Consider the following 26,538-nt stretch of genomic DNA (forward strand, 5'->3'; position numbering starts at 1 on the left):
CCGTGCGCCAGTGGATCCGGGGTGTCTGGTCCCGGCGTCGGCACGTGGACTACTGCCGGACGGGGACCGCGCTCTGTCGGTGAGGACCGACCTCGACCCGCCCGTCCTCGGCGAGCTGGTCGTCGCCGAGGTCGCGCACCGCCCGGCCGCCGCGCGGTCCGTTCTGCTGCGGACCCCGCGGGTGCGTCCGGCTGTCTGACTCGTTCCCGTCCTGCCGATCTGTCGACAGACCGGCGGGACACGACACGTGAGGTCGCCATGACCGACACCCTCCCCGTGATCGACCTCTCCCGCTTCCGCGCCGGCCCCGGCGAGCGTGCCGCCGTGCTCGCCGAGCTGCGCTCCGCGGCGCGGGAGGTCGGCTTCTTCTACGTGACCGGACACGGAGTCCCGGACGAGGTCACCGCCGGGATCGACGCGCTGGCGCGGCGCTTCTTCGCGCTGCCCGTCGAGCAGCGGCTGGAGATCGAGAACGTGCACTCGCCGCAGTTCCGCGGTTACACCCGCACCGGTACCGAGCACACCGGCGGCACCGCGGACTGGCGCGAGCAGATCGACATCGGCCCCGAGCGGGAGCCGGTGACCCAGGGCCCGGGCGACCCGGACTGGGTCCGGCTGATCGGGCCCAACCAGTGGCCCACCGCGCTGCCGGAGCTGCGCGAGACCGTGCTGACCTGGCAGGCGGAGGCGCTGCGGGTCAGCCGCGAGGTGCTGCGCGCGCTCGCCGCCGCGCTCGGGCAGGACGAGGGCTACTTCGACGCGTGGTTCGACGAGGAGTCCTCCCTGCACGTCAAGATCGTGCGGTACCCCGGGCGCCCGGAACCGGACTCGGACCAGGGCGTGGGTGTCCACAAGGACTACGGCTACCTCGCGCTGCTGCAGCAGGACGCGGTCGGCGGACTGCAGGTCGAGGGCCCGGACGGGCGCTGGATCGACGCCACCCCGGTCCCCGGTGCGTTCGTGGTCAACATCGGCGAGATGCTGGAGATCGCCACCCAGGGCTACCTGACCGCGACCCGGCACCGGGTGGTCAGCCCGCCGGTCGGGGTGGACCGCTTCTCGGTGCCCTTCTTCCTCGGCCCGCGGCTCGACGCCGTCGTCGAGCCCCTGGAGCTGCCCGCCGAGCTGGCGGCGCAGGTCCGCGGGGTCAGCGAGGACCCGGACAACCCGCTGCACGCCCAGTTCGGGGAGAACGCGGTCGTCGGATGGCTGCGCTCGCACCCGCGGGTGGCCGAGAAGTACTGGTCGGACGTGCTGGCGAGGCGCGCGTGACGTCGTTCGCCACGAGGCAGCTGCACGCGGGGGCGGTCCCCGACCCCGCCACGGGCGCCCGGGCGGTCCCGATCTACCAGACCACCTCCTATCGCTTCACCGACAGCGCGCACGCCGCGGCCGCCTTCGCGCTCGAGGACCTGGAGAGCCACGCCTACACCCGGCTCTCCAACCCGACGACCGCGGTGGTGGAGGAGCGGCTGGCCGCCCTCGAAGGGGGCGCCGCGGCAGTGGCGGTGAGCAGCGGGCAGGCGGCGACGTCGCTGGCGCTGCTGAACCTGGCCCGCGCCGGGGACCACGTGGTCGCCGCGGCGAGCCTCTACGGCGGCACTCATACCCTGCTCTCCTCGACCTTCGCCGACCTGGGGATCTCGGTGACCTTCGTCGAGGATCCCGACGACCTCGACCAGTGGCGGTCCGCGATCACCGCGCGGACCCGGGCCCTGTTCGGCGAGAGCATCGGAAACCCGCTGGGCAACGTCCTGGACCTCGCCGGGGTCGCCGCGGTCGCCCACCAGGCCGGGCTCCCGTTCGTCGTCGACAACACGGTGCCCACCCCGTACCTGCTGCGCCCGATCGAGCACGGGGCGGATGTCATCGTGCACTCGACGACCAAGTTCCTCGCCGGACACGGGACCGCGATCGGGGGGATCGTGGTCGACTCCGGGCGGTTCGACTTCGGCCGCCATCCCGACCTCTGGCCGGGGCTCACCGCACCGGACCCCACCTACGGCGGCCTGTCCTTCCACGCGCAGTTCGGTCCGCTCGCCTACGCCCTGCGGCTGCGGACCCGGCTGCTGCGCGACCTCGGTCCCGCGCCCTCGCCGTTCAACGGGTTCCTGCTGCTGCAGGGGATCGAGACCCTCGACCTGCGACTGGCCCGGCACGTCGAGAACACCCAGGCCGTGGCCGAGTTCCTGGAGGCGCACCCGGCGGTGGAGGCCGTGCACTATCCGGGTCTGCCGTCGAGCCGCTGGTTCGAGGCCGGTCGCCGGTACCTGCCCGCGGGCGCGGGCGCCATCGTGGCGTTCGAGATCCGCGGGGGCCGCGAGGCGGGCGCCCGGTTCGTCGACGGGCTGCGGCTGTTCACCCACCTGGCGAACATCGGTGACGTCCGCAGCCTGGCCATCCACCCGGCGTCGACCACCCATGCCCAGCTCGACCCGGCGGCCCAGCTCGCGAGCGGGGTCACCCCCGGCCTGGTCCGACTGTCGGTGGGCATCGAGGGGATCGCCGACCTGCGGGCGGATCTCGAGCACGCTCTGGAAGGGCGAGAATGAGCACGACGGTCGTCTGGCACCAGGAGTCCCGGCTCGCGGGTCGGCGGGGTGAGCTGCACGTTCACCGCTGGTCGCCCGCCGAGAGCCCGCGGGCGGTGCTGCTCCTGCTGCACGGGCTCGGCGAGCACGCCGGGCAGTACGCCTCGCTCGCCGAGACCGCCGCCGGGGAGGGGATCGAGACCTGGGCCCCGGACCAGGCCGGACACGGTCACAGCGCGGGGGTCCGGGTGCTCGTCGAGTCGGTCGACTACCTGGTGGCGGATGCCGAGACCGTCCTCGCCGAGGCGCGGCGCAGCAGGCCCGGGCTGCCGGTCATGGTGGTCGGGCACTCGCTCGGCGCGGTCGTGGCGGCCCTGCTCGTCGGCGAGATCCGGGGCCGCGGACGCGCCGACCCGGCCGCGGACGTGGCCGGGCTCGTGCTCACCGGATCCGCGCTGCGCGGCGGTCCGAGCCTGCCGCCCGGGATCGACCCGTGGCTGCTGCGCAAGGACCCCGGCGAACTCGTGCGCGATCCGGACCAGGCCGCGCGGGTGCGAGCGGACCCACTGGTGTGGGCGGGCGGGCTGCGCCGCGAGACCCTGTCCGCGCTGGTCGCGGCCACCGCCCGCACCGCGCCGCTGCTCGCCGAAGGCGCGCTCGACCACCTGCCGGTGCTGCTGCTGCATAGCGAGGCGGACGACCTCGCCCCGGTCGCGGGCGCGCGTGAGGTGGCGGCCGCGCTGCCCCGCGGGCGGATCGTGACCTACCCCGAGGACCGGCACAACGTGCTGCACGAGCTCGACCGCGCGACCGTCCACGCGGAGCTGCTGCGCTTCGCGCACAACCTGATCGGAGCATCGCCCGCATGAGACTGGCCCGACTCGTCCCCGCCGCGGCTGCCGTGCTGCTGCTCGCCGCCTGTGGTGGTGGGCCCGCCGAGAGCGCGGCGCCGAGCACGGACACCACCGTCGACGTCCGACTGGTGCTGGAGCCCACCAGCCTCGACCTGACGACGGTGTCGGGCGCGGCCCTCGAGCAACTGCTGCTCGACAACGTCTACCAGGGACTGCTCACCCGCTCGCCCACGGGCGAGGTCGTCCCGCTGCTGGCGCGGGAGGTGCAGACCTCGGCGGACGGGCTCACCTACACCTTCCCGCTGAAGCCGAACCTGACCTTCGCCGACGGCTCCCCGCTCACCGCGGCGGACGTCGTGTGGTCCTACCAGCGGGTCCTCGCGCCGGACTCGAGGAACCCGAACAAGAAGGACTTCGCCGCCGTCGCCGGGGTGTCCGCCCCGGACCCGAACACCGTGGTGCTCACCCTGTCGAAGCGGGACGCCAACCTCACCTACGCGCTCACCAACCGGGCCGGCGCGGTGTACAAGACCGGCACCGACCCGGCGAGCCTGGCCGCCACCACGAACGGCAGCGGCCCCTACACCGTCGCGCAGTGGAACCGCGGCTCCACGATCACCTTGGCGCGCAACGAGAACTACTGGGGCGAGAAGGCCAAGGTCGCCTCGGTGGTGCTGCACTACATCCCCGACCCCAACGCCGCCAACAACGCGCAGCTGACCGGTGAGACGGACGTCGAGACGGCGGTCCTGCCGACCCTGGTGAGCACCTTCGCGGGCCGCGAGGGGCTGCGCGTCGCCGAGGGGATCACGTCGGACAAGTTCGTCCTCGGGTTCAACAACTCCCGCGGTCCGCTCGCGGACCAGCGAGTGCGCTCGGCGATCCGGCAGGCCATCGACAAGAAGGGGCTGCTCACCATCCTCGGCGGGGCGGGCCAGGTGATCGGCAGTGGGGTGGCGCCGACCGACCCGTGGTTCTCCGACCTCACCGCGATCGACCCGTACGACCCGGAGGCCGCCAAGCGGCTGCTGGCCGAGGCGGGCGTGGGCAGCGGGCTCACGCTGTCCCTGCAGGTCCCGAACATCTACCCGGAGACCATCGGCACGTACGTGGCCTCGCAGCTCGCGCAGGTCGGGATCACGGTGAACGTTCAGCCGGTCGAGTTCGCGACCTGGCTGGACAAGGTCTTCACGCAGGCCGACTACGACCTGAGCATCGTCGACCACGCCGAGGCCCGGGACATCGCCAACTACGCCAACCCGCAGTACTACTGGCGCTACGACAGCCCGGTGGTGCAGGACCTCGTGGCCCGCGCGGGGACCGCGGCGAGCGACCGGGAACGGGACGACCTGTACAAGCAGGCGGCCCGGCAGATCTCCGAGGACGCGGCGAGCGACTGGCTCTACAACCCGGGCGCCCGCACCGTGATCCGCGACGGGGTGGAGGGCTTCCCGACCAGCTCGACCAGCTCGCGGCTGGACCTGTCCGCCCTGTCCGCCACGGAATCGTCGTGACGTGATCGCCTTCCTCGTGCGCCGCACGGTGCTCCTGCTGCTGTCGCTGCTGGTGGCGAGCCTGCTCGTGTTCGGCCTGCTACGGCTGCTGTCCGGGGACATGGCGCAGGTGGTCGCGGGGGTGCAGGCCACGCCGGAGCAGGTAGAGCTGCTGCGCCAGGAGCTCGGGACCGACCGGCCCTGGGTGGTGCAGTACCTGGACTGGATCGGAGGCGCTGCGACCGGGGACTTCGGCCGGTCGGCGCTGTCCGGGGTGTCGGTGTCCGCCGAGCTGGGCGCGAAGCTGGCCGTCACGGCGCCGCTCGTCGCGGGCTCGATCCTGCTGTCCGTGCTGGTGGCGGTCCCGCTCGGGGTGCTCGCCGCGGTCCGGCACCGCAGCCGGGTCGGCCTCGGCATCACCGCCGTGTCCCAGCTCGGGATCGCGCTGCCCACGCTGTGGGTGGGGCTCGTGCTGGTGATCGTGTTCGCGGTGCTGCTGGGTTGGCTGCCCGCGCAGGGCTTCCCGACGGCAGGCTGGGCGCAGCCGGGTCGGGCGCTGCGCAGCCTCGTGCTGCCGTGCGTCACGCTCGCGCTGGCCGAGGGCGCGGTGCTGCTGCGGTTCGTCCGCACCGCCACGCTCGGCGTGCTGCACCAGGACTTCCTGCGCACCGCACGGGCGACCGGACTGACCCGCACCGGCGCGTTGCTGCGCCACGGCCTGCGCAACGCCGCCCTGCCCGTGGTGTCCGTCCTCGGGCTGCAGGCGGCCGCGCTCCTGGTCGGCGCCGTCGTCGTCGAGCGGGTGTTCTCGCTGCCGGGCGTCGGGTCGATGCTGCTGACCGACGTGGGAAACCGGGACCTGGTCAAGGTCCAGGGCGAGGTCCTGCTGCTCACCGGTGCCGTCCTGGTCATCGGATTCCTGGTCGACGTCGGGCACCGGCTGGTCGATCCGCGGCTGCGGGTGGCCCGGTGAACGGCCCGGTGAACAGCCCGGTGGACAGCTCGGTGATCCGGCGGGTGCTGCGCGAGCCGGGGGGTGCGATCGGCGCCGCCCTGGTCGGTCTGCTCGTGCTCTCCGCGCTGGTCTCGCTCGTGTGGACGCCCTTCGACCCCACCCTGGTCGACCCGGCTGCGGCGTGGGCCCCGCCGCTGACCGGCGGGCACCCGCTCGGGGCGGACGGCAGCGGGCGGGACCTGTTCAGCCAGCTCCTCGCCGGCGCCCGGATCACGGCGGTGGCGGCGCTCGCCGCGACGGTGGTCGCGGGCGTCGTCGGGGTGGGACTGGCCGCGGCGGTCGCGGTCGGGCGGCGCAGTGGCGACGTCGTCTCGCACCTGATCGACGTCCTCGTCGCCTTCCCCACGCTGCTGCTGGCGATGGTGCTCGCCGCGGTCTACGGCGGCTCGGTGGCCACGGCGGTGGTGGCGATCGGTATCGGCACCGGGGTGAACGTGGCCCGCGTCGGGCGCGCGGAGATGAGCTCGGCGCTCGGGACCGACTACGTCCTGGCGGCGCGGGCGAGCGGCGCCTCCACCTGGCGGATCGTGCGCACGCACGTGCTGCCGAACGTCGCCCCCGTGCTGCTCGTCCAGCTCTCCCTCACCCTGGCCCTCGCCGTGCTGGCCGAGGCCGCGCTGTCCTACCTCGGGTTCGGCACCCCGCCGCCCACCCCGTCGTGGGGCCGGATGCTGCAGGACCTGCAGCAGTACGTGACCGTCCACCCGTGGGCCGTGTTGTGGCCGGGCCTGGCGATCACCGCGGCCGTGCTCGGGTTCTCCCTGGTCGGCGACGCGCTCCGGGACGTCACCGATCCCCGGCTGCAGCGGGAGGTGGTCGTGTGACCCTGCTGGAGATCACCGACCTCACCGTGCGGTTCGGTGACCGTCCCGTGGTCGACGGGGTGTCGCTGCACCTCGGCGCGGGGGAGCGGCTGGGGCTGATCGGTGCCTCGGGGTCGGGGAAGTCGCTCACGGCGTTGGCCGCGGTCGGGCTCGCGCCCGAGGAGGCGGTGGTGAGCGGGAGCGTGCGACTCGACGGGCGGGAGATCCTCGGGCTGCCCGACGGCGAGCTGGCGCCCCTGCGGGGCGGCTCGGTCGGGGTGGTGTTCCAGGAGCCGCAGACCGCGCTGGACCCGTTGATGCGGGTGGGGAGCCAGGTCGCCGGACCCGTTCGGCGGCTCCGCGGCACACCTCGTCGGGCGGCGGCCGAGCGGGCGGTGGAGCTGCTGACCGCCGTCGGGCTACCGGACCCCGAGCACCTCGCCCGCGCCTACCCGCACCAGCTCTCCGGGGGCCAGCGCCAGCGCGTCGGGATCGCGATCGCGCTGGCGGGCGAGCCCGCGCTGCTCATCGCCGACGAGCCGACCACCGCGCTCGACGTGACCGTGCAGGCCGACATCCTCGCCCTGCTGGACCGGCTGGTCCGTGAGCGCGGCACGGCGCTGCTGTTCATCAGCCACGACCTGGCCGTGGTGGCCCAGGTCGCCGACCGGGTCGCGGTGCTGGCCGAGGGCAGGCTCCGCGAGGAGGGTCCGCTCGCCGAGGTGTTGCGCGCCCCCGCGGCCCCCGCGACCAGGGCCCTGCTCGACGCGTACCGGGCGAGTGCCTGGAACCCGCAGGAGGTGCGGCCGTGATCCTCTCCGCTCGTGCGCTGGAACGCCGCTACCCCCTGCCGCGCACCCGCGTGCTCGGGCCCCGCCGCCACCGGGAGGCCCTGCGCGGGGTGGACCTGGACGTCGGCGAGGGCGACGGCAGCACCGGGATCGTCGGGGAGTCCGGCTCCGGCAAGTCCACCCTGGTCCGGCTCCTGCTCGCGCTCGACCGCCCGGACGCGGGCACCCTCATCCACCGCGGCACGCCCGTGGTGCGGGCGGGCCGGGACTTCCGCCGGGACGTCCAGGTGGTCCTGCAGGACCCGTTCGCCTCGCTCGACCCGCGGATGCGGGTGGCCCGGATCGTCGCCGAGCCCCTCGAATGCCTCGACGTCCCGGGCGACCACCGGGCACGGGTGCGGGAGCTCCTCACCGCGGTCGGACTCGGTCCCGAGGCGGCGGACCGCTACCCGCACCAGTTCTCCGGCGGGCAGCGGCAGCGGATCGCGATCGCCCGCGCGCTCGCTCCCGGCCCGCGGGTGCTGGTCGGCGACGAGCCGCTGTCCGCGCTCGACGTCGCCGTCCGGGTACAGGTCATGGACCTGCTGCGGGGACTGGCCGCGGACCTGGGGCTCTCACTCGTGCTCGTCTCGCACGACATCGGCGCCGTGGCGCGGCTGTGCCGGCGGATCGTGGTGCTCCACGAGGGCCGGATCGTCGAGCGCGGGGACACCGCCGAGGTGCTCGCCGCCCCGCGGGACCCGTACACCCGACGGCTGCTCGCGGCCGTCCCGACCCTGCCGGAGCTGCGATGAAGCTGGGCTTCCTCACCCACGTCCACGGCCCGGGCCGGCCCGCGGCAGACGTCTACCGGGACGTCGTGGACACGGTCGTCGCCGCCGAGGAGCTGGGCTTCGACTCCGCCTGGATCGCCCAGCACCACCTGCGCGGGGACTACGGCAGGCTGCCGTCGCCGCTGCTGGTGCTCGCCGCGGCGGCCCAGCGGACCCGGCGGATCCGGCTCGGCACCGCGGTGACCGTCCTGCCCCTCGAACCCCCGCTGCGGCTCGCCGAGGACGCCGCCGTGCTCGACGCCCTGTCCGGCGGCCGCGTCGAGCTCGGGCTCGGCAGCGGTGGCGCGAACCAGGACGCGTTCGGCGCCTTCGGGGCCCGCGTCGAGGACCGGCACGCCCAGTTCGACGAACGCCTCGCCGTGCTGCGCGCGGCCCTGCGCGGCGAGCCGGTGGTCGAGGGGCTCGCCGAGGCGGGCCTGCCCGGGGGCGCGGCGAGCACCGCGGTCCTGCAGCCGCCCGCGCCGGGGCTGGCCGACCGGCTCTGGCAGTCCACGTCGGACCCGAGCCGTGCCGCCGCCGTCGCACGGGCGGGGGACGGGTTGCTGCTCGGCACGGCCACCCACGATCCCGAGACCGTCCAGCGGCCCCTCGCCGAGGCCTACCGGGCCGCGCTCACCGGGCCTGGTCGGGTGGCCGCGGTCCGCGCGGTGTTCCCGGCCGCGGACCGGGCCACCGCACGCGACGACCTCGCCCCTGCCCTCGACGTGCACCGCCAGGCGTTCGTGAGGCACGGGCTCACCGAGCTCGCGGAGTTGACGACCGACCAGTACCTGCGCCGGATCAACGTGCACCTCGGTGCCCCGGACGAGATCGTGCTCGGCCTCGCCCGCGACCCCGGCCTGGGTGATCTCGTGGACGAGCTGGTCGTCGTCGTGTCGCACGAGCGGTCCGAGGTCGCCGCGGACATCGCGCGGCTGGAGGTCGTGGCCCGTGAGATCGCGCCCGCCCTCGGCTGGAGCCCGGCCCGCGAGGCGGTGGCCTGATGCGCCTGGGCTTCCTCACCCACGTCCACGGCGACGAGCCCGCTGGCGCGCTGTTCGCCGGGGTCGTCGAGCTGTTCGTCGCCGCGGAGGAGCTCGGGTACGACACCGGCTGGGTCGCCCAGCACCACCTCCAGCCCCGCTACGGGCGGCTCCCGTCGCCGCTGGTGCTGCTCGCCGCCGTCGCCGAACGCACGCACCGGATCCGGCTCGGCACGGCCGTCAGCGTGCTGCCGCTGGAGGACCCGCTGCGCCTCGCCGAGGACGTCGCCGTGCTCGATGCGCTCTCCGGAGGCCGACTGGAGCTCGGCCTCGGCTCCGGCGGGCCCAGCGCCGCCGAGTTCGCGGCGTTCGGCGCCGTGGCCGCCGACCGGCGTGCCGACTACGACCGCGCCCTGCCCCGGCTGGTGAACGCACTGGCCGGACGCCCGCTGCCCGGCTCCGGCGGCCTCGTCCTGCAGCCGTCCAGCGACCGGGCGGGCAGGCGGCTGTGGGAGTCGTCCACCCGGGTCGACACGGTCGCGGCGGGCGCCGCCGCCGGGCGCGGGCTGCTGCTCGGCGTGGGACCGCACGACCTGGTCCAACGCGAGCTCGCCGAGACCCACCGCGCGCACTGGCGCGGCACCGGCCCCGCGCCGATCGCCGCCGTGCGCGGGATCTTCCCGGACCGCGACCGCCGGGCCGCCCGCGAGCGGCTCGCCCCGGACATCGCCCGCTACCTGCCGCACCACGTCGCCGCGGGCTGGGCCCGCGAGGACACGTCGATCGAGGAGCTGCTCGCGTTGATGAACGTGCAGTACGGCACGCCGGACGACATCGTCGAGGGCCTGGCCGCGGACGCGGTGTTCCGGCCGCACGCCACCGACCTGATCGCCGCGGTGCAGGCCGAGAGCACCTCGCTCGCCGAGGCCCGCCGCGGCCTGGAGGTGCTCGCGACCGAGATCGCGCCGCGGCTGGGGCGGGTGGCGGCGTGAGCCGGCACCTCGGCCTCGGGGCCCTCGTCCACGGCTCCGGCGGGCACATCGCGGGGTGGCGCCACCCCGACGCCCGGCCGGACGGGCAGCTGGACCTCGGGTTCCACGTCGAGCTCGCGCAGACGCTGGAGCGCGGCGGGTTCGACGCGCTGTTCGTCGCCGACGTCGTCGCGATCTGGGGCGAGCACCTCGACTCGCTGCACCGCACGGGGCGGGCCGAGCACTTCGAGCCGTTGACCCTGCTCTCGGCGTTGAGCCAGGTCACCGAGCGGATCGGGCTCGTCGCCACGGCCACCACGACCTACCACGAGCCCTTCCACCTGGCCCGCAAGTTCGCCTCGCTCGACCACCTCTCCGCGGGCCGGGCGGGCTGGAACATCGTGACCTCGGTGGTGCCCCTGGAGGCGGCGAACTTCGGCCGCGACAGCCATCTCGAGCACGGCGCCCGCTACGCCCGCGCGGCCGAGTTCGTCGACGTCGTCGAGTCGCTGTGGGCGAGCCTGGACCCGTTGCGGGACAAGGAGTCCGGCCGCTACTACGAGCCCGCGGGGCTGCGGCTCACCGAGCACGAGGGCGAGCACTTCCGGGTCCGCGGACCGCTGAACGTCTCGCGGCCGCCGCAGGGTCGCCCGGTGCTGTTCCAGGCCGGCTCCTCGGAGACCGGCAAGGACTTCGCCGCCCGCTACGGCGAGGTCGTGTTCACCGGGCAGCCCGACGCCGCCGCTGGCAAGGCGTTCGTCGACGACCTGCACGCCCGGGTCCGCCGGCACGGCCGCGACCCGGACCGGGTGCGGGTGTGGCCGCTGGTGTCCCCGCTGGTCGCGCCCACCGAGACCGAGGCCCGGGCGAAGGCGCGGGCGCTGCTCGACCTGCTGCACGACGACGTCGCCCGCCGCCTGGTGCAGGACAACATCGGCGACGTCGACCTCACCGGGTACGACGTCCACGGCCCGCTGCCCGACATCCCCGACACGAACCGCTCGAAGTCCCGGCGGGACGGCATGCTGGCCCTGGCGCGGCGGGAGAACCTCACGATCCGCGGCCTGGCCGAGCGGTTCTCCGGCGGCACCCTCGCGGGCACCCCCGAGCAGATCGCCGACCACCTCGAGGAGTGGTTCCACGCCGGGGCGGCGGACGGGTTCATGGTGTCCTTCCCCTACCTGCCCGGCCCCGCCGTCGACTTCGTCGAGCAGGTGGTGCCGGAGCTGCGCAGGCGCGGCCTGGTCCGCGACGGGTACGCGGGCACCACCCTCCGCGACCACCTGGGGCTCACGTGATCCACCTGAACGCCTTCCTGAAGCCGCCGGGGGAGTACCTGGCGGCCTGGCGCCACCCCGACTCCCCGGCCGACGGCGGGGTGAACATCGCGCACGTCCGGTCCCTGGCGCGGACCGCCGAGGCCGCCCGGTTCGACGCCGTGTTCCTCGCCGACCTGGTCGGTGTCCCGCTCGCTGACGCGGACGTGCTGAGCCGGGTCTCGGTCGTCAACGACTCCTTCGAGCCCACCACCCTGCTGGCCGCCCTGTCCGCGGTGACCACCCACATCGGACTGGTCGCGACGGCGTCGACCACCTACAACGAGCCCTACCACCTCGCCCGCACCTTCGCCTCGCTCGACCACCTCTCCGGCGGCCGTGCCGGGTGGAACCTCGTGACCTCCCTGAACGACGGCGAGGCCCGCAACTTCGGCCTCGACGCGCACGTCCCGCACGAGCAGCGTTACGCCCGCGCCGAGGAGTACGTCGACGTGGTGCGCGGGCTGTGGGACAGCTTCGACGACGACGCCTTCCTCCACGACCAGGCCTCCGGCCGCTACTTCCGGCCCGAGGCGCTGCACCGGCTCGACCACCGCGGCGCCCACCTCGCCGTGGCCGGGCCGCTGAACATCGCCCGCCCACCGCAGGGGCATCCGGTGATCGTGCAGGCCGGGGCGTCGGAGGCGGGGAAGGCACTGGCCTCGCGGGTCGCGGACGTGATCTTCACCAGCCCCGCGGACGCGGCGGCGGGCCGCGCCTTCCGCGACGAGATCCGCGAGCGCGCCGCCGCCCACGGCCGGGACCCCGACCACGTGAAGATCCTCCCGGCGCTGTCCACGATCACCGGGCGCAGCCGGGCCGAGGCCGAGGAGAAGGCGGCGCGGATGCGCGCGCTGCTGCACCCCCGGGTCGCCCTGGAGGACCTCGGCTACTGGCTCGGCGGGGTCGACCTCACCGCCTACCCGCTGGACGGGCCGTTGCCGGAGCTGCCGCCGTCCAACCAGAGCCGCAGCACCCAGGCCCGGGTCCTGGAGCGTGCCCGCGCCGACGGGCTGACCATCCGGCAGCTCGCCCAGCAGGTGGCGGACGACGACCGGACGCTCGTCGGCACCGGCACGGACATCGCCGACCACATCGAGGAGTGGGTGCGCGCGGGAGCCGCGGACGGCTTCAACGTGATCTTTCCCTACCTTCCGGGCACGCTCGACGACTTCGCCTCGCTGGTCGTCCCCGAGCTCCAGCGACGCGGCCTGCACCGCACGGAGTACCGCGGCCGGACCCTGCGCGACCACCTGGGTCTGCCCCGACCCGCCACCCACCGATCCCGGGAGAACCGATGACCCGCCCCGGCCACCACAACGCGCTCACCGACGTTCCCGGTGTGCTCGTCGGGCACCACGGGCGGGCAGAGGACGGCTGGTTGAGCGGGACCACCGTGGTCGTGCTCCCCGACGGCGGCGCGCTGGCGGCGGTCGACGTGCGCGGCGGCGGCCCGGCGACCCGGGAGACCGCGGCGCTCGCCCCCGGGTTCGGCGGCGCGCGGGCCGACGCGGTGGTCCTGACCGGGGGCAGCGCCTACGGCCTCGCCGCCGCGGACGGCGTGCAGGTCTGGCTGGAGGAACGGCGGGGCACCCCCGACGAGCCGTGGGTGCCGCTCGTGCCGACCGCGGCGCTGTTCGACCTCGGCCGCGGCGGCGAGGTCACGGCCCGCCCCGGCCCGGACTTCGGGCGGGCCGCGGCCGAGGCCGCGAGCGGCGGCCCGGTCCCGCAGGGCACGGTCGGCGCCGGAACCGGGGCGGTCACCGCGGAGATGAAGGGCGGCGTCGGCACGGCCAGTGCGGTGCTCCCGGGTGGCGCCGTGGTCGGGGCACTCGCCGTCGTCAACGCCCACGGGTCCACCGTGGACCCGTGGAACGGGCTGCCGCCCGCCGCGGCACTGGGTGCGGACGGCGAGTTCGCCCTGCGCACCCCGGACACGCTGGAACACACGGCCGCCCGTCGGGCGCTCGCCGAGCCGGGCCGGCCCGCCGCGGGACTGCAGCTGCCGAACACCGTGATCGGCGTGGTGGCCACCGACGCCCCGCTCGACCACGTCGCGCTGTGCAGGGCGGCGGAGGCGGGCCACCGGGGGATGGCCCGGGCCGTCCATCCGGTGCACGGCCCGAGCGACGGCGACACGGTCTTCGCCCTCGGCGTCGGTCCCGTGGGCCCCGCCGATCCCGCGCTGCTGGCGGCGGTGACGCACGCGGCGGAACGGACCTTCGCCCGCGCGATCGTCCACGCCGTCCTGGCCGCCACGTCCGTGACCACGCCGTTCGGTCACATCGCCTCCTACCGTGAGCTCTATCCGCAGGCCACCGCGGCACTGGCGGCGCCCTGAGTGATCGGCCGTCGGCCCCGGATCAGGCGCGCTCGGGGTGCCGGGCGAGCCCTCGCCCTCGTCGTCGCCACCGTGGCGTCGGCTCTCGACCGACGACGGGTCACCGTCGTCTCGGAGGTGTCATGACCAGCTTGTTCGCGGCCGTCGAACTCGACGGCGACGGTGCCCACCCCGCCGCCTGGCGGTGGTCGGGCCGTCCACCCGGCGCCGTCCTCACGGGCCGGGCGCTCCGCGACGCCGTCCACACCGCCGAGTCCGCCGGCGTCGCCCTCGTGACGTTCGCCGACTCACCCCTCCCGCCCAGCAGCGGGCTCGACGCCGCCGGCCGGCTCGAGGCGGGGACCCGGGCCGCGTTCGTCGCCACGACCACGCGGACGGTCGGGCTCGCGCCCACCCTGCACGTCGCCACGACGGAGCCGTTCCACCTGGCCACCCAGCTGGCCGCGCTCGACCACGCGACGCGCGGCCGAGCGGGGTGGGTCGTCGGCACCGCGAACGACGCCGCGTCGGCCGCCACGATCGGCGCGGTGCCCCTCGATCCCGACGCTCTGGCGCGGGAGACCCGGGACGTGATCGACACCGCCCGCGCCCTCTGGGACTCCTGGGAGGACGACGCGGTGATCCGCGACCGGACGAGCGGTCGCTACCTGGACCCGGACCGCGTCCACCACGTCGACGCCGTCGGGGCCCGGTTCACGGTGAAGGGGCCGTTGATCACCCCGCGGCCGCCGCAGGGTCAGATCGTGGTCCTGGCCGCCGCGGAGCTGGAGCTCGGGGCCCGGGCGGACGTGGCCCTGGTCGGGCAGCCGCACCGCGCGGACGCGCCGCTCACCGTGCTGGACCTGGAGGTCGTGCTCGACGCCGACCGCCCCGCGGCGGACCGGCTCGCGGAGCTCGACGCGGAGACCCGGTGGGAGCCGACCGGGCGGCTCCGGCACGTCGGGTCGGTCGACGCCCTGGTCGCACTGCTCCGCGAGCTCGACGGGGTGGTGGACGGCGTCCGGTTCCACCCGGCCGTCCACGCCGTGGACCTGCCGATACTGCAGTCCGAGGTGCTGCCGCTGCTGCGGCGGCCCGCGGGGGCGACCCTGCGCGAGTCCCTCGGTCTGCCCCGCCCCACCAACCGTTTCGCCGGGAGTCGTCCATGACCGGGAACCGGCCCAGGATCCACCTGGGAGTCTTCTTCACCGGCGTCGGCCCGCAGCTGGTCTGGGCGGACGACCGCGCCGCCCCGCAGATGGAGATCCAGACCTTCGTCGACCTCGCCCGGCTGCTGGAGCGCGGCCTGTTCGACGCCTTCTTCCTCGGTGAGGGTCTGCGGGTGCGGGAGAACCGGGGTCGCGTCTTCGACCTCGACGTCGCGGGCCGCCCGGACGCGATCACCCAGCTCTCCGCCCTGGCCGGCGCGACGGAACGCATCGGGCTCGTCGCCACCCAGAACACCACCTACAACGACCCGGCCGACCTCGCCCGCCGGCTGGCCAGCCTCGACCTGCTCTCCGACGGACGCGCGGGCTGGAACATCGTGACCACCGACAACGCCTGGACCGGGGAGAACTTCCGGCACGGCGGCTGGCTGCCGCACGAGCGTCGCTACGAGCGGGCCTCCCAGTTCGTGGAGGCGGCCACGGCGCTCTGGGCCGGCTGGCAGCCTGACGCGATCGCCGGCGGCAGGAGCTGGGCCCGGCCCGGTTCGATCGAGCCGATCGAACGGCACACCGACCTCGTCGAGTTCAGCGCGGTCCCGACACTGCCCGCGAGCAGGCAGGGCCGGCCGGTGTTGTTCCAGGCCGGGGACTCCGAGGGCGGCCGCGAGCTCGCGGCGCGGCACGCGGACGTCGTGTTCTCGGCCCACACCGGTTTCGACGAGGCCGCCGCGTACGCCGCCGACCTGCGGGAACGGCTCGCGCGCCACGGCCGCTCGGCCGACTCGCTGCGGATCCTGCCCGGGGCGAGCGTGGTCCTCGGCGAGACGCCCGAGGAAGCGGCCGACAAGGCCCGCTGGGTACGCGAGGAGCAGGTCACCGGGCCCCGCGCGCTGGCCTTCTTCGAGCAGTACTGGGGCACCGACCTGTCCGGCTACGATCCCGACGGCCCGTTGCCGGACATCGCCGCGAGCGACGCGGAACTCGACCCTTCGCGCGGCACGATCGCCATCGAGCGGCGCTCGGGGAAGCTCGCGCTGATCCAGTCCTGGCGAGACCGGGCGGAGGCCGAGAACCTGTCGATCCGGCAGCTGGCCCTGGCGGTCACTCCGGGCCACCCGGCGTTCGTCGGGACGCCCGGCGCCATCGCCGACGAGTGGGCCCGCTACGCCCGCGAGCGGGTGGTCGACGGCTTCAACCTGCTGCCCTACCTGGTGCCGGACGCACTCGTCGAGATCGTCGACACGCTCGTACCCGCGCTGCAGGAGCGCGGCGTCTACCGCACCGAGTACGAGGGCACCACCCTGCGCCACCACCTGGAGCTGCCATGATCCACGACTCCGTCCTCGACCTGGTCGGCGGCACCCCGCTGGTGCGGCTGGGCAGGCTGACCGCGGGGCTCGGCGCGTCCGTGCTCGTCAAGATCGAGTACCTCAACCCCGGCGGCTCGGTGAAGGACCGCGCCGCGCTGGAGATGGTGCGCGCGGCCGAGGCGTCCGGGGCGCTGCGGCCCGGCGGCACGATCGTGGAGGGCACCTCCGGCAACACCGGCACCGGGCTGGCACAGGCTGCCGCGGCGCTCGGGTACGGGCTCGTCGTGGTGCTGCCGGACACTATCGCCGACGAGAAGGTCGACGTGCTCCGCGCGTACGGCGCCGAGATCGTCCGGACGCCGGGGCGGCTGCCCCGCGAGCACCCCGAGTACGTGGCCAACCTGTCGGCTCGGATCGCGGCCGAGCGACCCGGTGGCTGGAAGGCGAACCAGTACGACAACCCGGCCAACCCGGCCGCGCACCACCGCACCACCGGACCGGAGATCTGGGCGGCCACGCAGGGTCGGGTCACCCACTTCGTCGCGGGCATCGGGACCGGGGGGACGATCACCGGCACGGGAAGGTACCTGAAGGAGGTCGGCGACGTGACGGTCGTCGGCGCCGACCCCGTGACCTCGGTCTACAACGGCGGCGACGGCAGCCCGTTCCTCGTCGAGGCGGCCGGCCACTACCTCCACCCGGATACCGAGGAGGACGTGTGGCCGGAGTCCTACGACCCCGCCGTCGTCGACCGGATCGAGGCTGTCCCGGACCGGGAGTCGGTGCTGACCACCCGACGGCTGGCCCGCGAGGAGGGGATCCTCGTGGGCGGGTCGGCGGGGCTGGCGGTCGCCGCGGCGCTGCGGGTCGCCCGCGGCCTCGGGCCGGACGACGTCGTCGTCGCGCTGCTGCCGGACTCCGGTCGCGCCTACCTGTCGAAGTACCACTCGGTGGACTGGCTGCGCCGCTCCGGCTTCCTCGACGACGACCGCCCCGACCTGCTGGCCGAGCGGGTCGCGGGCGGGCCGGTCGTCACCGTCACCCCGCGGACGACGCTGCGCGAAGCGGTCGTCCTGGCCCACGAGGTGGGCGACGGCCAGCCGGTGCTACCGGTCGTGCTCGCCGGGCGCAGCCCGCGCTTCGCGGCCTCCGCCGCGGAGATTCTCGGCGGGCTGGACACGGCTCGGCTCCGCGCCGGGCTCGTGCCGGGAGACCCGGACGCCCCGGTCGGCGTGCCCGCCGGACCACCGCCGGTCACGGTCGGCACGGGCGAGACGGTCGCCGAGGCGCTCGCCCGGACCGACGGCGCCGAGATCCTCCACGTCGTGCGCGACGGCAGGCTCGCCGGCGTGCTGTCGCGCGCCACCCTCACCGCGGGAGCGTCCGCATGAGGCCCCGCTCCTCGCCGTCCGTCCTCGGCCACTCCCGTGCCCGTGTCGGGATCGCGCGGTGGTGAGGTGTCCATGTGGCGCTCCGGAGCGCGCGCCCGTGGTCGGCCTCGGAGGACGCCGCGGGTCTCGGGTTCGCGACCTGACGTGCGTCCGTCGCCGTCGCCGAACCTAGGCTGGGCCCGTGAGCCGACGTTCTCGATCCACCGTCGCCCACCGGCGGGCCGCGGTCGGCCGCGCCGTCGACGGCGGCGAGGTGCCCGACACCGCGGCGATCGACGACGCTGCGGCACAGATGGTCGAGAAGATCTCGCCGGACACCTCTCGCCACATCGGCGCAGCGCTCCTGGAGCAGGGGGAGGAGCTGCTCCTGACCACGGCCGAGCGTGGGGCGACGGACCCGGACACCGGGCTCCGGTCGGTCCGGCTCCTGGCCGGGGTCGGCGCGTGAGCCCAGCAGACGATCAGGACCTCCCGGACCCGTCGTGGGTGCTGCGCCTGGCCCCTCGCGCACCTGGCGCACGGTCCCGGCCGGGGCCACCCGGGCTCGAGGCGCACCTGCCCGCCGCGGTGGCGGCCCTCGGGCCCGGTCCCGTCGACTGGGGGCTGGAGCTCGCGTCGTCGATGGTCGAGGCGATGCTGGCTGCGGTGCCCGAGCTCGACGTGCCCGACGTGATCCGCGAGCTGGAGCGCGGCAGCGTCGCGGTCGTGCTCGGGTGCCTGCTCGAGCTCCACGCGCGGGGGACGGTGACGGACTTCGAGGTGCCCGAGGTGCTGCTGGGCCCGGCCGAGCTGGTGAGCCGGGGCATCGGCATCGAGCACATGCTGCGCAGCGTCCACACGGCCCACGCGGTCGGCGTGCGAGCCATGATGGACGCGTGCGGGCGGCACGTCCCGGCCGAGCTGCGGTTCCAGGAGAGCCGGCGCGTGGCGGAGGTGCTGCTGGGGCTCACCGACTTCCTGCTGCAGGCCATGACGCAGGAGTTCGCCGAGGCTCAGGTGGCGTGGTCGGCGACGTCCTCGGCGGTCCGCCGCGAGCTCGTGCAGGAGATCCTCGCTCCCGACGGTTCCGGTGTCACGGCCGGTGACGCCAGGACCGTGCTGGGCTACGACCTGGAGGCCCACCACCTGGCGGTCGTGCTGTGGGCGGACGTGACGTCCGAGCTCAGCGCCACGCAGCTGGAGATCGGCGCGCGCTCGTTGCTGCGCGGGTCCGGTGCGACGGGCACCCTGGTGATCCCGGTGGGCCGTCGCCGCGTGTGGGCCTGGGGCTCGAGGGCCACTGCTGCCGGATTCGAGGTGACGGATGCCGACGTCCTCGATGGCGCGCGTTGTGCGCTCGGTGTCGTCGCTCCCGGGCACGAGGGATTCCGGGCCGGGCACCTGCAAGCGCTCGAGGCGGTCCGCGTCGCCGAGCTGGCGGTCCGGAACACGCGGGTCTTCCGGTACGTCGACCTGGAGCTGGTCTGCATGGCCACGCGCGACATGTCCGCCGCCAGAGCCATGGTCCGGCGTGAGCTGGGCGGGCTCGCGACGCTCGACGATCCGACGACGGAACTGCGCGAGACACTCGTGCGCTACCTCGCGGAGGAGCGCAGCCTCAACCGGTCCGCCGAGGCCCTGCACGTGGCGCGCAGCACGGTGGCCTACCGCGTGCGCCGGGCCGAGGAGCTCAGGGGAGACCCGATCGAGGTCCGACGTCCGCAGCTCCAGGTGGCACTGATGCTCGCCGAGGTACTCGGGCACCACGTCCTGGCGTGAGCCGAGGCGCGTGCGGGTGACCGGGAAGGATCCAACGACTCCGGTTCCCTGCTCGAGCTGCGCACAGGGGGAGACACGCCGTCAGTCGCGTCCCCGCCGGGCCTGCCGAGCCACGATCGCTGCCGGGGCGTGCCGTGCGAGCGTGGCCAGCAGCTTGTAGCGACGGCCCGGGATCGAGACCGCGCGCCCGCGATCGAGGTCGGCGAGCGCTGCCCGCACCACCGTCTCGACGGAGAGCCACATCCAGGGCTTGATGCCGCTCATGTCCATCTCGCCCCGCGCGTGGAACTCGGTCCGGACGAAGCCAGGGCACAGTGCGAGGACCCGGATCCCGTCCTCGCCGTAGTGCAGGTTGGCCCACTGCGACAGGTTGACCACGAAGGCCTTGGACGCCGAGTAGGTGCCCCGGGGGGTGAAGGCGGCGAGGCTGGCGACGTTGATGATCGCGCCGCCTCGACCCGCCATGGACTTCAGCGCGGCGTCCATCAGGACCATCGGCGCGCGGACGAGCAGGTCGAGCTGCCGCTCCTCGTCGGCGATGTCGGTCGCGCCGAACCACGCGGCGAGACCTGAGCCGGCGTTGTTGACGAGCAGGTCTACCGGCGACGAGTCGTCGGACAACCGGTCGGCGACGGCTCGGGTGCCCTCGCGGTCGGACAGGTCCGCCACGATCGTCTCGACCTGGACGCGGTGCCGCGTCGCGAGGTCGTCGGACACCGCCGCGAGCCGCTCGGCGTCGCGGGCGACGAGGACCAGGTCCTGGCCGCGGCGGGCCAGCTCGTCGGCGAAGCCGTGACCGATGCCGGCCGTAGCGCCGGTGACGAGGGAGCGAGTCATGCGCCGACCATGGCACGGATCGGGCCGTGAGGTTTCGGTCCGACCGACGCCCTCCGGTCTTGCACTCCAGACCGATGACGGCGCGACCCCCGGTCGGCAGGCTGGGAGGACCAGCTCACGAGCACCCGTCGAAGGGACTTCCGGATGGTCACCCACCTCGCTCGCTACGTCGCCGAGGACGGCGCCGCACCGGCGTGGGGCGTGGTGCACGACTCCGCGATCGCGCCCCTGCAGGGACGGTACGAGACGACCGGCGACCTCATCACCGCCGGCGAGGACGACTGGCGCGCGCGCAGCGGCGAGACCGGCACGCTGCCCGTGGCGTCGGTGCGTGTGCTGTCGCCGGTCACCACGCCCTGCCGCGTCATGTGCCAGGGCGTCAACTACCGCGAGCACGCCGTCGAGTCGGGCATGGACCCCGACGCCCTGTCCTACAACCTCTTCTTCGACAAGACCGACGCCGCGATCACCGGACCGGTCGACCCGGTCGTGCGCCCGGCCCACGTGCGACTCCTGGACTACGAGATCGAGCTGGCCCTCGTCCTGCGCCGCCGGGTCCGCGAGAACGTGGTCGTGACGCGCGACAACCTCGCCGACTACGTCTTCGGCGTCACGATCGCCAACGACCTGTCCGCCCGTGACGTGCAGCTCCCGCAGGGACAGTTCCTCAAGGGCAAGAGCTACCGCGGCTTCTGCCCCGTCGGTCCGTACCTGGCGGTGCTCGACGCCGACGAGATCGGACTCGTCGACGAGCTCGACCTCCGACTCGAGGTCGACGGTGTGCCGCGCCAGCAGGACTCCAGCGCCCACCTCCTGCACAAGCCGGCCGAGACCCTGACCGAGCTCAGCACGTTCTGCGACCTCGACCCCGGCGACCTCCTGCTCACGGGCACGCCGTCGGGCATCACCGCGAGCTCGCCGCCGGCGATCGTCCGCCGCATCGCGACGGCCCTGCTCAGCGAGCAGCAGCTCTGGCGGGCCTTCGTCGCGCGGCAGCTGAAGCGCCCCTACCTCGAGCCGGGGAGCGTCGTGACGGCCAGCATCACCCATCCCGAGGGCCTGGTCGACCTGGGGACCCAGCGCACCACCATCGTCGGTCCGCCGGCGAGCTGACGAGAGGAACACGATGGACGCCGCCGCACGGACCGACGAGAGGACCCCCGGGGACTGGGACAAGGCCCCGGACTTCGTCGCGCACTGGGTCGTCAAGACCGCGCGGCGCCAGGAGATGATCGACTGGTACGGGAAGGTCTTCGGGGCGAGGGTCGTCCACACCGACGACGACCTGACCTTCCTGACCTGGGACCACGAGCACCACCGACTGGCACTCATCGAGGTGCCCCGCGTCCTGAAGGTGCTCTTCCCCTTCGCCCACCTGCGCCGCAAGATCTACGGGATCGACCACGTGGCGCTCCAGCTGCTCTCGATCGAGAAGCTGCTCGCCCTCTACGAGCGGCTGAAGCCGCTCGGCATCGAGCCGGTGTGGGCCATCAACCACGGCCCGACGACGTCGCTGTACTACGAGGACCCCGACGGCATCCGCCTGGAGCTGCAGGTCGACAACTTCTCGACCATCGAGGAGACGGCGGCCTTCTTCGACAGCGCGGAGTTCGAGCGGAACCCCATCGGGACCAACGTCGACCCCGACTACCTGCTCGCGCGGCTGCGCCGCGGCGACGACCCGGCCGAGCTGCTGAAGCCGGGCGCCGGTACCCCTCCCGGACAGAAGCCGCGCGCGAACAAGAAGACCATCACCTGGAAGACGCTCTGACGGTGGGCGGGCACCGTATCACGGTCGTGGGTGCGGGAGCCGCCGGTTCGTCCCTGGCACTCCTGCTCGCCCGTCGCGGGATCGCGACGACCGTGCTGGAGCGGCGGACCGAGCCGCTGCAGCACCCGGCGGCGCACGTCGTCAACGCGCCGACGCTCGAGACGTGGGAGGAGGCCGACCCCGAGCTCGCCCGGGTGGTCGCCGCCCTCAGCCCGCCGCTGGAGGAGATCACGACCATCCGGTGGGCCAGCGAACTCACCGACCCGATCGCGGACCTGGACATCCGGGGCGACGACCCTCAGGACCTCGTGCGGCTGCGGACGCTGAGCCCGTACCTGCGCTCCCACGTCGGCCAGCATCAGCTCATGCCCGAGCTGTGGGCGGCGCTGGACCGCGAGCCGTTGGTCGACCTGCGCCTCGGGGCCGTCGTGGAGGACGCGCGCGCGACCTCTGCCGGCGCGATGGAGGTCCGTGTCGCAGGCGGGACGACACCGCTCGCGAGCCGATTCGTGGTGGCGGCCGACGGCGCGAACAGCGTGCTGCGCGCCCGCGCCGGCATCGAGCTCGACGGACCGGTCCTGGCGCACATGGGCAGCGCGTTCGTCCACGCGCCCGGTCTGTACGCGCCGGGGGAGACCCGACCGCTGCTGACCTGGATCTACCGCCCTGGCTTCACCGGGGTGATGATCGCGCACGCCGATGACCACTACGTGCTGATGACGATCTACCTGCACCCCGAGCAGGAGATCGCGCGGTCCCCTCGCACGTACTGGGAGCGCACCGTGCCGTCGGTCCTCGGCCGACCCGACGCGACGATCCGCTCCACCGGCACGTGGTCCATGACCTCGCAGCTGGCGACCCGGTTCCGCGAAGGCGGGCTGCTGCTCGTCGGCGACGCCGCTCACCGGTTCCCCCACACCGGCGGGTTCGGCCTGAACAGCGGGGTCCAGGACGCCGAGAACCTCGCGTGGAAGCTCGAGGCCGTCCTCGACGGGGCCGCCGACGACTCCCTGCTCGACACCTACGAGGAGGAGCGGCGTCCCGTGATCGAGCGGTTCGCCGACTACAGCGTCACCAACCACTTCCGGCTCGACGAGGTGACCACGCCGTTCGGCGTCTCCAACGCCTCGCTGCTCGTGGCGACGAAGGGCGTGGGGCGTCCGCCGCTGTCGTGGCTGCCGGGCTCGGTCGCGGCGGGCATCGTCGAACGTCTCACGCGCCTGCAGCTCGGCCGGACGGCCGGGTTGCACCCCACGTCGCGGCGCAGCGAGCGGCTGCGCGCCCACGTCCGACGCACCGTCCCGGGCCAGATCGACCACTTCGTCGCCACCGGTCTGGAGTTCGGCTACGGCTACCGGGGACGACTCGTGGCGTCGGAGCCGGGCGGCGTCCCGATCATCGGCGACGGCGTCCGTGAGTACCGGCCGACCACGTGGCCCGGGCACCGACTTCCGCACGTCCCGGTCCTGGTGGACGGCGCCGTCGTCCCCGCCCGCCGGCTCGTGCAGCAGCGCGGACTCACGCTGCTCTCGCCGACGGCGGAGCCGTGGCGGCGGCTCGTCGACGAGCACGCCGACGATGTGCCGGTCGAGCTGGTCGTGCGGTCGATCGACCTCCCGGACGGGCTCGATCCCGAGGTGGCGCAGCGCCTGGAGATCGGCCCGCAGGGTGCTGTCGTCGTCCGCCCCGACGCTCACGTGGTGTGGCGGACCGCCCGAGGACCGCACGACGCCTGGCGGGAGCTGGCCGCCTTCCTCGCCACGTCGTGGGGGCCGTTGTGGCGCCGCACCGCGCGGGCAGCCGGGGGGTGAACACCGCGTCAGACGGTGCGGGTCACCACCCAGCGGTGCGGGGAGATCGGCCGGGTGCGGGTGAACCCGTGCCGCTCGAACACGGCCATCGGTCCGGTGTGCAGGTACGAGCCCGACACCGTGCGGTCGTCCGTCTCCTCCGGGTACCCCTCCACGACCCCGCCGCCGAGGCGGTCGATCTCGGCCAGCGCACCGCCGAGCGCGGTGTCGGCGACTCCGCGCTTGCGCAGCCCCTTCCCGGTGAAGAAGCAGGTGATGCGCCAGTCGGGCAGTCGCGTCAGCTCCTTGTCGTACCGCCGCCGGCTCTTGATCTCGGGCAGCTCGGCCGGGCTGCCGAACTGGCACCAGCCCAGACACGCGTCGCCGTCGAGCACCAGCACGTTGTGAGTGGCGCCCGAGCGGACGAGCTCGCGCTTCTCGTCCCGATTCTGCTGGGGACTACGACCCTTGCCGAGCTTGACGTGGAAGCCCATGCACCAGCACCCGCCCCAGACCCCGTTGTTCGCCTCGACCAGCGCGGCGAACGAGGGCCAGGTGTCCTCGTCCAGCATCGCGACCGTGACAGCGTTCGTCATGGCGGCCACCTTGCCAGCTCCGGTCGCTCCTCTGCCGGGTCCGTGGCCGATCGACGGTGTGATCGTCGTGGCCCTGTCGTCGCACCGCGCACGACTCAGGCGTCGGGCTCGCCGAGGTGCTCGGCGAAGTGGCGCTCGATGGCCCGGTAGAGCCGCAGCTGGTTCTCCGGGTTCTCGAAGCCGTGGCCCTCGTCCTCGGCGAGCAGGTACTCGACCGGGACCCCGCGTTCGCGCAGCGAGGCGACGATGTTGTCGGACTCGGACTGCTTCACCCGGGCGTCGTTGGCGCCCTGTGCGACCAGCAGCGGCGTCCGGATCCGGTCGACCATCGTGATGGGCGAGCGGGCCAGCAGGTCCGCGTGCTGCTCGGGGTCGTCCGGGTCGCCTCCGTAGCGGTACCAGTTGTTGACCAGGCCGAACCGCGCGAACTCCGGGCCCGACCGCAGGAACTCGACGAGGTCGGAGATCCCCACGTAGTCGACCGAGGCCGCGAAGTAGTCCGGCGTGACGGTCACGGCGACCAGCGCCGAGTAGCCGCCGTAGGACCCGCCGTAGATGCCGATCCGCTCGGGGTCGGCGATGCCCTCGGCCACCGCCCAGTCGGCGGCGTCGATCAGGTCGGTGTGCATCGCCCTCGCGAGCTCGCCGATGGCCGCGGTGAGGTGCCGCCGTCCGTAGCCGGTGGAGCCGCGGAACTCGACGTGCAGCACGGCGTACCCGCGGTTGGCGAGGAACTGGGCCTGCGCGTCGTAGCCCCAGGTGTCGTGCGCCCACGGCCCGCCGTGGACCAGCACCACAAGCGGCAGCGCCTCGGGTCGCCTGCCGACCGGCAGGCTCAGGAAGCCGTGCAGCGGCAGGCCGTCGCGGGCCGGGAAGTGGACGGCTCGCATCGGTGCCAGGTCGGCCGCGTCGAGGTGCGGGTAGGGCCGGAACAGCTCCCGGCTCTCGCCCGCCTCGTGGTCGTAGAGCCAGGTCACGGCCGGTTCGCGGTCGTGGAGGAAGGTGGCGATCCAGCGGCGGCCCGCCTCGTCGGAGGACAGCGTGCCCAGCACGCCGTCGGACAGGGTGGCGAGCTGCGCGTAGACCGGGGCGAACTCCGGGTCGAGCACCTCGATGTGGCCGCGGTCGCCCACGAAGCGGGCGGCCAGCACCTCGCCGCTGCCGCGCCGGGTGAACAGGATCGGGGGCAGCCGCGGGTCGAGCGCCCCGAGGGTGTCCAGGTCGTGCCCCGCGACGGCGGCGACGACGGTCCGCTCGCCGGTCGCGTGGTCGAGCCGGATCAGCTGCAGGTCGTCACCGTCGCCGTAGGACCCCAGGAGCAGACCCCGACCGTCCGGTGTGACGTGCTGGGGGAGGACACCCACCGGGTGCTCGGCCCCGTCCGCGGTGTGGATCGGCCGCTGCCGCCCGTCCGGGTCGATCGCGAAGAACTGCCACTCGCCGTCCACCAGCCGGGAGGCGAAGACGGGCAGACCCGCCGGGTCCAGCAGCACCGTCTCCCCCGGACCCGGTTGCTCCAGGTGCAACGTGGTCTCGCCGCTCGCGACGTCGATCCGGAAGTAGTCGAAGTACAGCGGCCGCCGGTTCATCAGCACGAGGATGCTGCCGGGTACGCCCTCCAGGGGATCGACGCCGACGACCCGGGATCCCGGCGGCAACGGGGTGAGGTCGACGGCGGGCTCGTCGGGCGCGTCGAGGTCGACGCGGTAGAGGTGCCAGTCCTCGTTGCCGTCGGTGTCCTGCTCGTACAGCAGCCAGCGCGGGTCGTCGGTCCAGTGGTACTTGCCGACGCCGCGACGGGTGTCGTGGGTGACGCACACGGCGTCGGCGTGCTCCTCGTCGATCCCGCGGACCCAGACGTTGCGCCTGCCGCCCTCCGGGGCGAGGTAGGCGATCCGGGTGCCGTCGGGGGAGAGGCTCGCGCCGGAGAACTCCGGGTCGGAGAAGAACTCCTCGAGCGGGATCAGGCGGGGCTCGGTGGTGGTCACCGGGTGTGCTCCTCTCGTGGGGCGGTGTCTCCAGCAGAA

At 74.2% G+C, this 26,538-nt stretch carries 24 protein-coding genes; 21 read left to right on the forward strand and 3 right to left on the reverse strand.

Translation table 11 applies throughout. The annotated features are described in order from the left end of the window. The first annotated feature begins 258 nt into the window (after positions 1-258). From Ae717Ps2_RS10845 to Ae717Ps2_RS10930, 18 genes are all read left to right on the forward strand, one after another. Positions 259-1,272: an isopenicillin N synthase family oxygenase gene (locus tag Ae717Ps2_RS10845; RefSeq protein ID WP_075306716.1), complete on the forward strand. Its 1,014-nt coding sequence runs from the start codon at positions 259-261 to the stop codon at positions 1,270-1,272. After that, positions 1,269-2,552 (forward strand): O-acetylhomoserine aminocarboxypropyltransferase/cysteine synthase family protein, encoded by a 1,284-nt coding sequence (locus Ae717Ps2_RS10850; RefSeq protein ID WP_075306715.1) that lies wholly within the window; start codon positions 1,269-1,271, stop codon positions 2,550-2,552. Before Ae717Ps2_RS10845 ends, Ae717Ps2_RS10850 begins: the two co-directional genes overlap by 4 nt. Then, on the forward strand, positions 2,549-3,400 hold the full coding sequence (locus tag Ae717Ps2_RS10855; protein WP_075306714.1) for an alpha/beta fold hydrolase: 852 nt from the start codon (positions 2,549-2,551) through the stop codon (positions 3,398-3,400). The genes Ae717Ps2_RS10850 and Ae717Ps2_RS10855 overlap by 4 nt, the downstream gene beginning before the upstream one ends. Continuing rightward, a complete protein-coding gene (locus Ae717Ps2_RS10860; RefSeq protein WP_075306713.1) occupies positions 3,397-4,899 on the forward strand; it encodes an ABC transporter substrate-binding protein in 1,503 nt (500 codons plus the stop codon). The genes Ae717Ps2_RS10855 and Ae717Ps2_RS10860 overlap by 4 nt, the downstream gene beginning before the upstream one ends. A gap of 1 nt (position 4,900) precedes the next feature. After that, positions 4,901-5,851: an ABC transporter permease gene (locus Ae717Ps2_RS10865; protein WP_075306712.1), complete on the forward strand. Its 951-nt coding sequence runs from the start codon at positions 4,901-4,903 to the stop codon at positions 5,849-5,851. After that, positions 5,848-6,717: an ABC transporter permease gene (locus Ae717Ps2_RS10870; protein ID WP_349289834.1), complete on the forward strand. Its 870-nt coding sequence runs from the start codon at positions 5,848-5,850 to the stop codon at positions 6,715-6,717. Before Ae717Ps2_RS10865 ends, Ae717Ps2_RS10870 begins: the two co-directional genes overlap by 4 nt. Continuing rightward, positions 6,714-7,508, forward strand: coding sequence for an ABC transporter ATP-binding protein (locus Ae717Ps2_RS10875; RefSeq protein ID WP_075306711.1), 795 nt, complete (start codon positions 6,714-6,716; stop codon positions 7,506-7,508). The genes Ae717Ps2_RS10870 and Ae717Ps2_RS10875 overlap by 4 nt, the downstream gene beginning before the upstream one ends. After that, on the forward strand, positions 7,505-8,281 hold the full coding sequence (locus Ae717Ps2_RS10880) for an ABC transporter ATP-binding protein (protein WP_075306710.1): 777 nt from the start codon (positions 7,505-7,507) through the stop codon (positions 8,279-8,281). The genes Ae717Ps2_RS10875 and Ae717Ps2_RS10880 overlap by 4 nt, the downstream gene beginning before the upstream one ends. After that, on the forward strand, positions 8,278-9,303 hold the full coding sequence (locus Ae717Ps2_RS10885; protein WP_075306709.1) for an LLM class flavin-dependent oxidoreductase: 1,026 nt from the start codon (positions 8,278-8,280) through the stop codon (positions 9,301-9,303). The genes Ae717Ps2_RS10880 and Ae717Ps2_RS10885 overlap by 4 nt, the downstream gene beginning before the upstream one ends. Then, positions 9,303-10,274, forward strand: a complete 972-nt coding sequence (locus Ae717Ps2_RS10890) for an LLM class flavin-dependent oxidoreductase (protein WP_075306708.1) — start codon at positions 9,303-9,305, stop codon at positions 10,272-10,274. Before Ae717Ps2_RS10885 ends, Ae717Ps2_RS10890 begins: the two co-directional genes overlap by 1 nt. Further along, a complete protein-coding gene (locus Ae717Ps2_RS10895) occupies positions 10,271-11,551 on the forward strand; it encodes an LLM class flavin-dependent oxidoreductase (protein ID WP_075306707.1) in 1,281 nt (426 codons plus the stop codon). Before Ae717Ps2_RS10890 ends, Ae717Ps2_RS10895 begins: the two co-directional genes overlap by 4 nt. Continuing rightward, the gene (locus Ae717Ps2_RS10900; RefSeq protein WP_075306706.1) at positions 11,548-12,870 is read left to right on the forward strand and encodes an LLM class flavin-dependent oxidoreductase; all 1,323 of its coding nucleotides are present in this window, start codon (positions 11,548-11,550) and stop codon (positions 12,868-12,870) included. Before Ae717Ps2_RS10895 ends, Ae717Ps2_RS10900 begins: the two co-directional genes overlap by 4 nt. Continuing rightward, positions 12,867-13,910 (forward strand): P1 family peptidase, encoded by a 1,044-nt coding sequence (locus Ae717Ps2_RS10905; RefSeq protein WP_075333312.1) that lies wholly within the window; start codon positions 12,867-12,869, stop codon positions 13,908-13,910. Before Ae717Ps2_RS10900 ends, Ae717Ps2_RS10905 begins: the two co-directional genes overlap by 4 nt. Before the next feature lie 122 nt (positions 13,911-14,032). After that, on the forward strand, positions 14,033-15,058 hold the full coding sequence (locus Ae717Ps2_RS10910) for an LLM class flavin-dependent oxidoreductase (RefSeq protein WP_075333313.1): 1,026 nt from the start codon (positions 14,033-14,035) through the stop codon (positions 15,056-15,058). Beyond that, positions 15,055-16,386: an NtaA/DmoA family FMN-dependent monooxygenase gene (locus tag Ae717Ps2_RS10915; protein WP_075306703.1), complete on the forward strand. Its 1,332-nt coding sequence runs from the start codon at positions 15,055-15,057 to the stop codon at positions 16,384-16,386. Before Ae717Ps2_RS10910 ends, Ae717Ps2_RS10915 begins: the two co-directional genes overlap by 4 nt. After that, on the forward strand, positions 16,383-17,759 hold the full coding sequence (locus tag Ae717Ps2_RS10920; protein ID WP_075306702.1) for a PLP-dependent cysteine synthase family protein: 1,377 nt from the start codon (positions 16,383-16,385) through the stop codon (positions 17,757-17,759). Before Ae717Ps2_RS10915 ends, Ae717Ps2_RS10920 begins: the two co-directional genes overlap by 4 nt. Before the next feature lie 181 nt (positions 17,760-17,940). Further along, a complete protein-coding gene (locus tag Ae717Ps2_RS37300) occupies positions 17,941-18,207 on the forward strand; it encodes a hypothetical protein (protein WP_075306701.1) in 267 nt (88 codons plus the stop codon). Beyond that, positions 18,204-19,517 carry a CdaR family transcriptional regulator gene (locus Ae717Ps2_RS10930; protein WP_075306700.1) on the forward strand — a complete coding sequence of 438 codons (1,314 nt, stop codon included), beginning with the start codon at positions 18,204-18,206 and terminating at the stop codon, positions 19,515-19,517. Before Ae717Ps2_RS37300 ends, Ae717Ps2_RS10930 begins: the two co-directional genes overlap by 4 nt. 81 nt (positions 19,518-19,598) lie before the next feature. Here Ae717Ps2_RS10930 and Ae717Ps2_RS10935 read toward each other — a convergent pair whose 3' ends face one another. Beyond that, a complete protein-coding gene (locus Ae717Ps2_RS10935) occupies positions 19,599-20,354 on the reverse strand; it encodes an SDR family oxidoreductase (RefSeq protein WP_075333314.1) in 756 nt (251 codons plus the stop codon). Positions 20,355-20,498: 144 nt separating this feature from the next. Here Ae717Ps2_RS10935 and Ae717Ps2_RS10940 point away from each other — a divergent pair, with 144 nt between their 5' ends. The 3 genes from Ae717Ps2_RS10940 to Ae717Ps2_RS10950 are packed head-to-tail and all read left to right on the forward strand — an operon-like array spanning position 20,499 to position 23,936. Then, on the forward strand, positions 20,499-21,467 hold the full coding sequence (locus Ae717Ps2_RS10940; protein WP_075306698.1) for a fumarylacetoacetate hydrolase family protein: 969 nt from the start codon (positions 20,499-20,501) through the stop codon (positions 21,465-21,467). Positions 21,468-21,480: 13 nt separating this feature from the next. Next, positions 21,481-22,125: a VOC family protein gene (locus Ae717Ps2_RS10945; RefSeq protein WP_075306697.1), complete on the forward strand. Its 645-nt coding sequence runs from the start codon at positions 21,481-21,483 to the stop codon at positions 22,123-22,125. A gap of 2 nt (positions 22,126-22,127) precedes the next feature. Beyond that, positions 22,128-23,936 (forward strand): FAD-dependent monooxygenase, encoded by a 1,809-nt coding sequence (locus Ae717Ps2_RS10950; RefSeq protein ID WP_075306696.1) that lies wholly within the window; start codon positions 22,128-22,130, stop codon positions 23,934-23,936. Between the two features lie 8 nt (positions 23,937-23,944). Here Ae717Ps2_RS10950 and Ae717Ps2_RS10955 read toward each other — a convergent pair whose 3' ends face one another. Continuing rightward, positions 23,945-24,511, reverse strand: coding sequence for a GNAT family N-acetyltransferase (locus Ae717Ps2_RS10955; RefSeq protein ID WP_075333315.1), 567 nt, complete (start codon positions 24,509-24,511; stop codon positions 23,945-23,947). 95 nt (positions 24,512-24,606) lie between these two features. Continuing rightward, on the reverse strand, positions 24,607-26,499 hold the full coding sequence (locus tag Ae717Ps2_RS10960; protein WP_075333316.1) for an alpha/beta fold hydrolase: 1,893 nt from the start codon (positions 26,497-26,499) through the stop codon (positions 24,607-24,609). Between the last annotated feature and the right edge of the window lie 39 nt (positions 26,500-26,538).

It is taken from the genome of Pseudonocardia sp. Ae717_Ps2 (assembly GCF_001932475.1).
Classification (GTDB): domain Bacteria; phylum Actinomycetota; class Actinomycetes; order Mycobacteriales; family Pseudonocardiaceae; genus Pseudonocardia.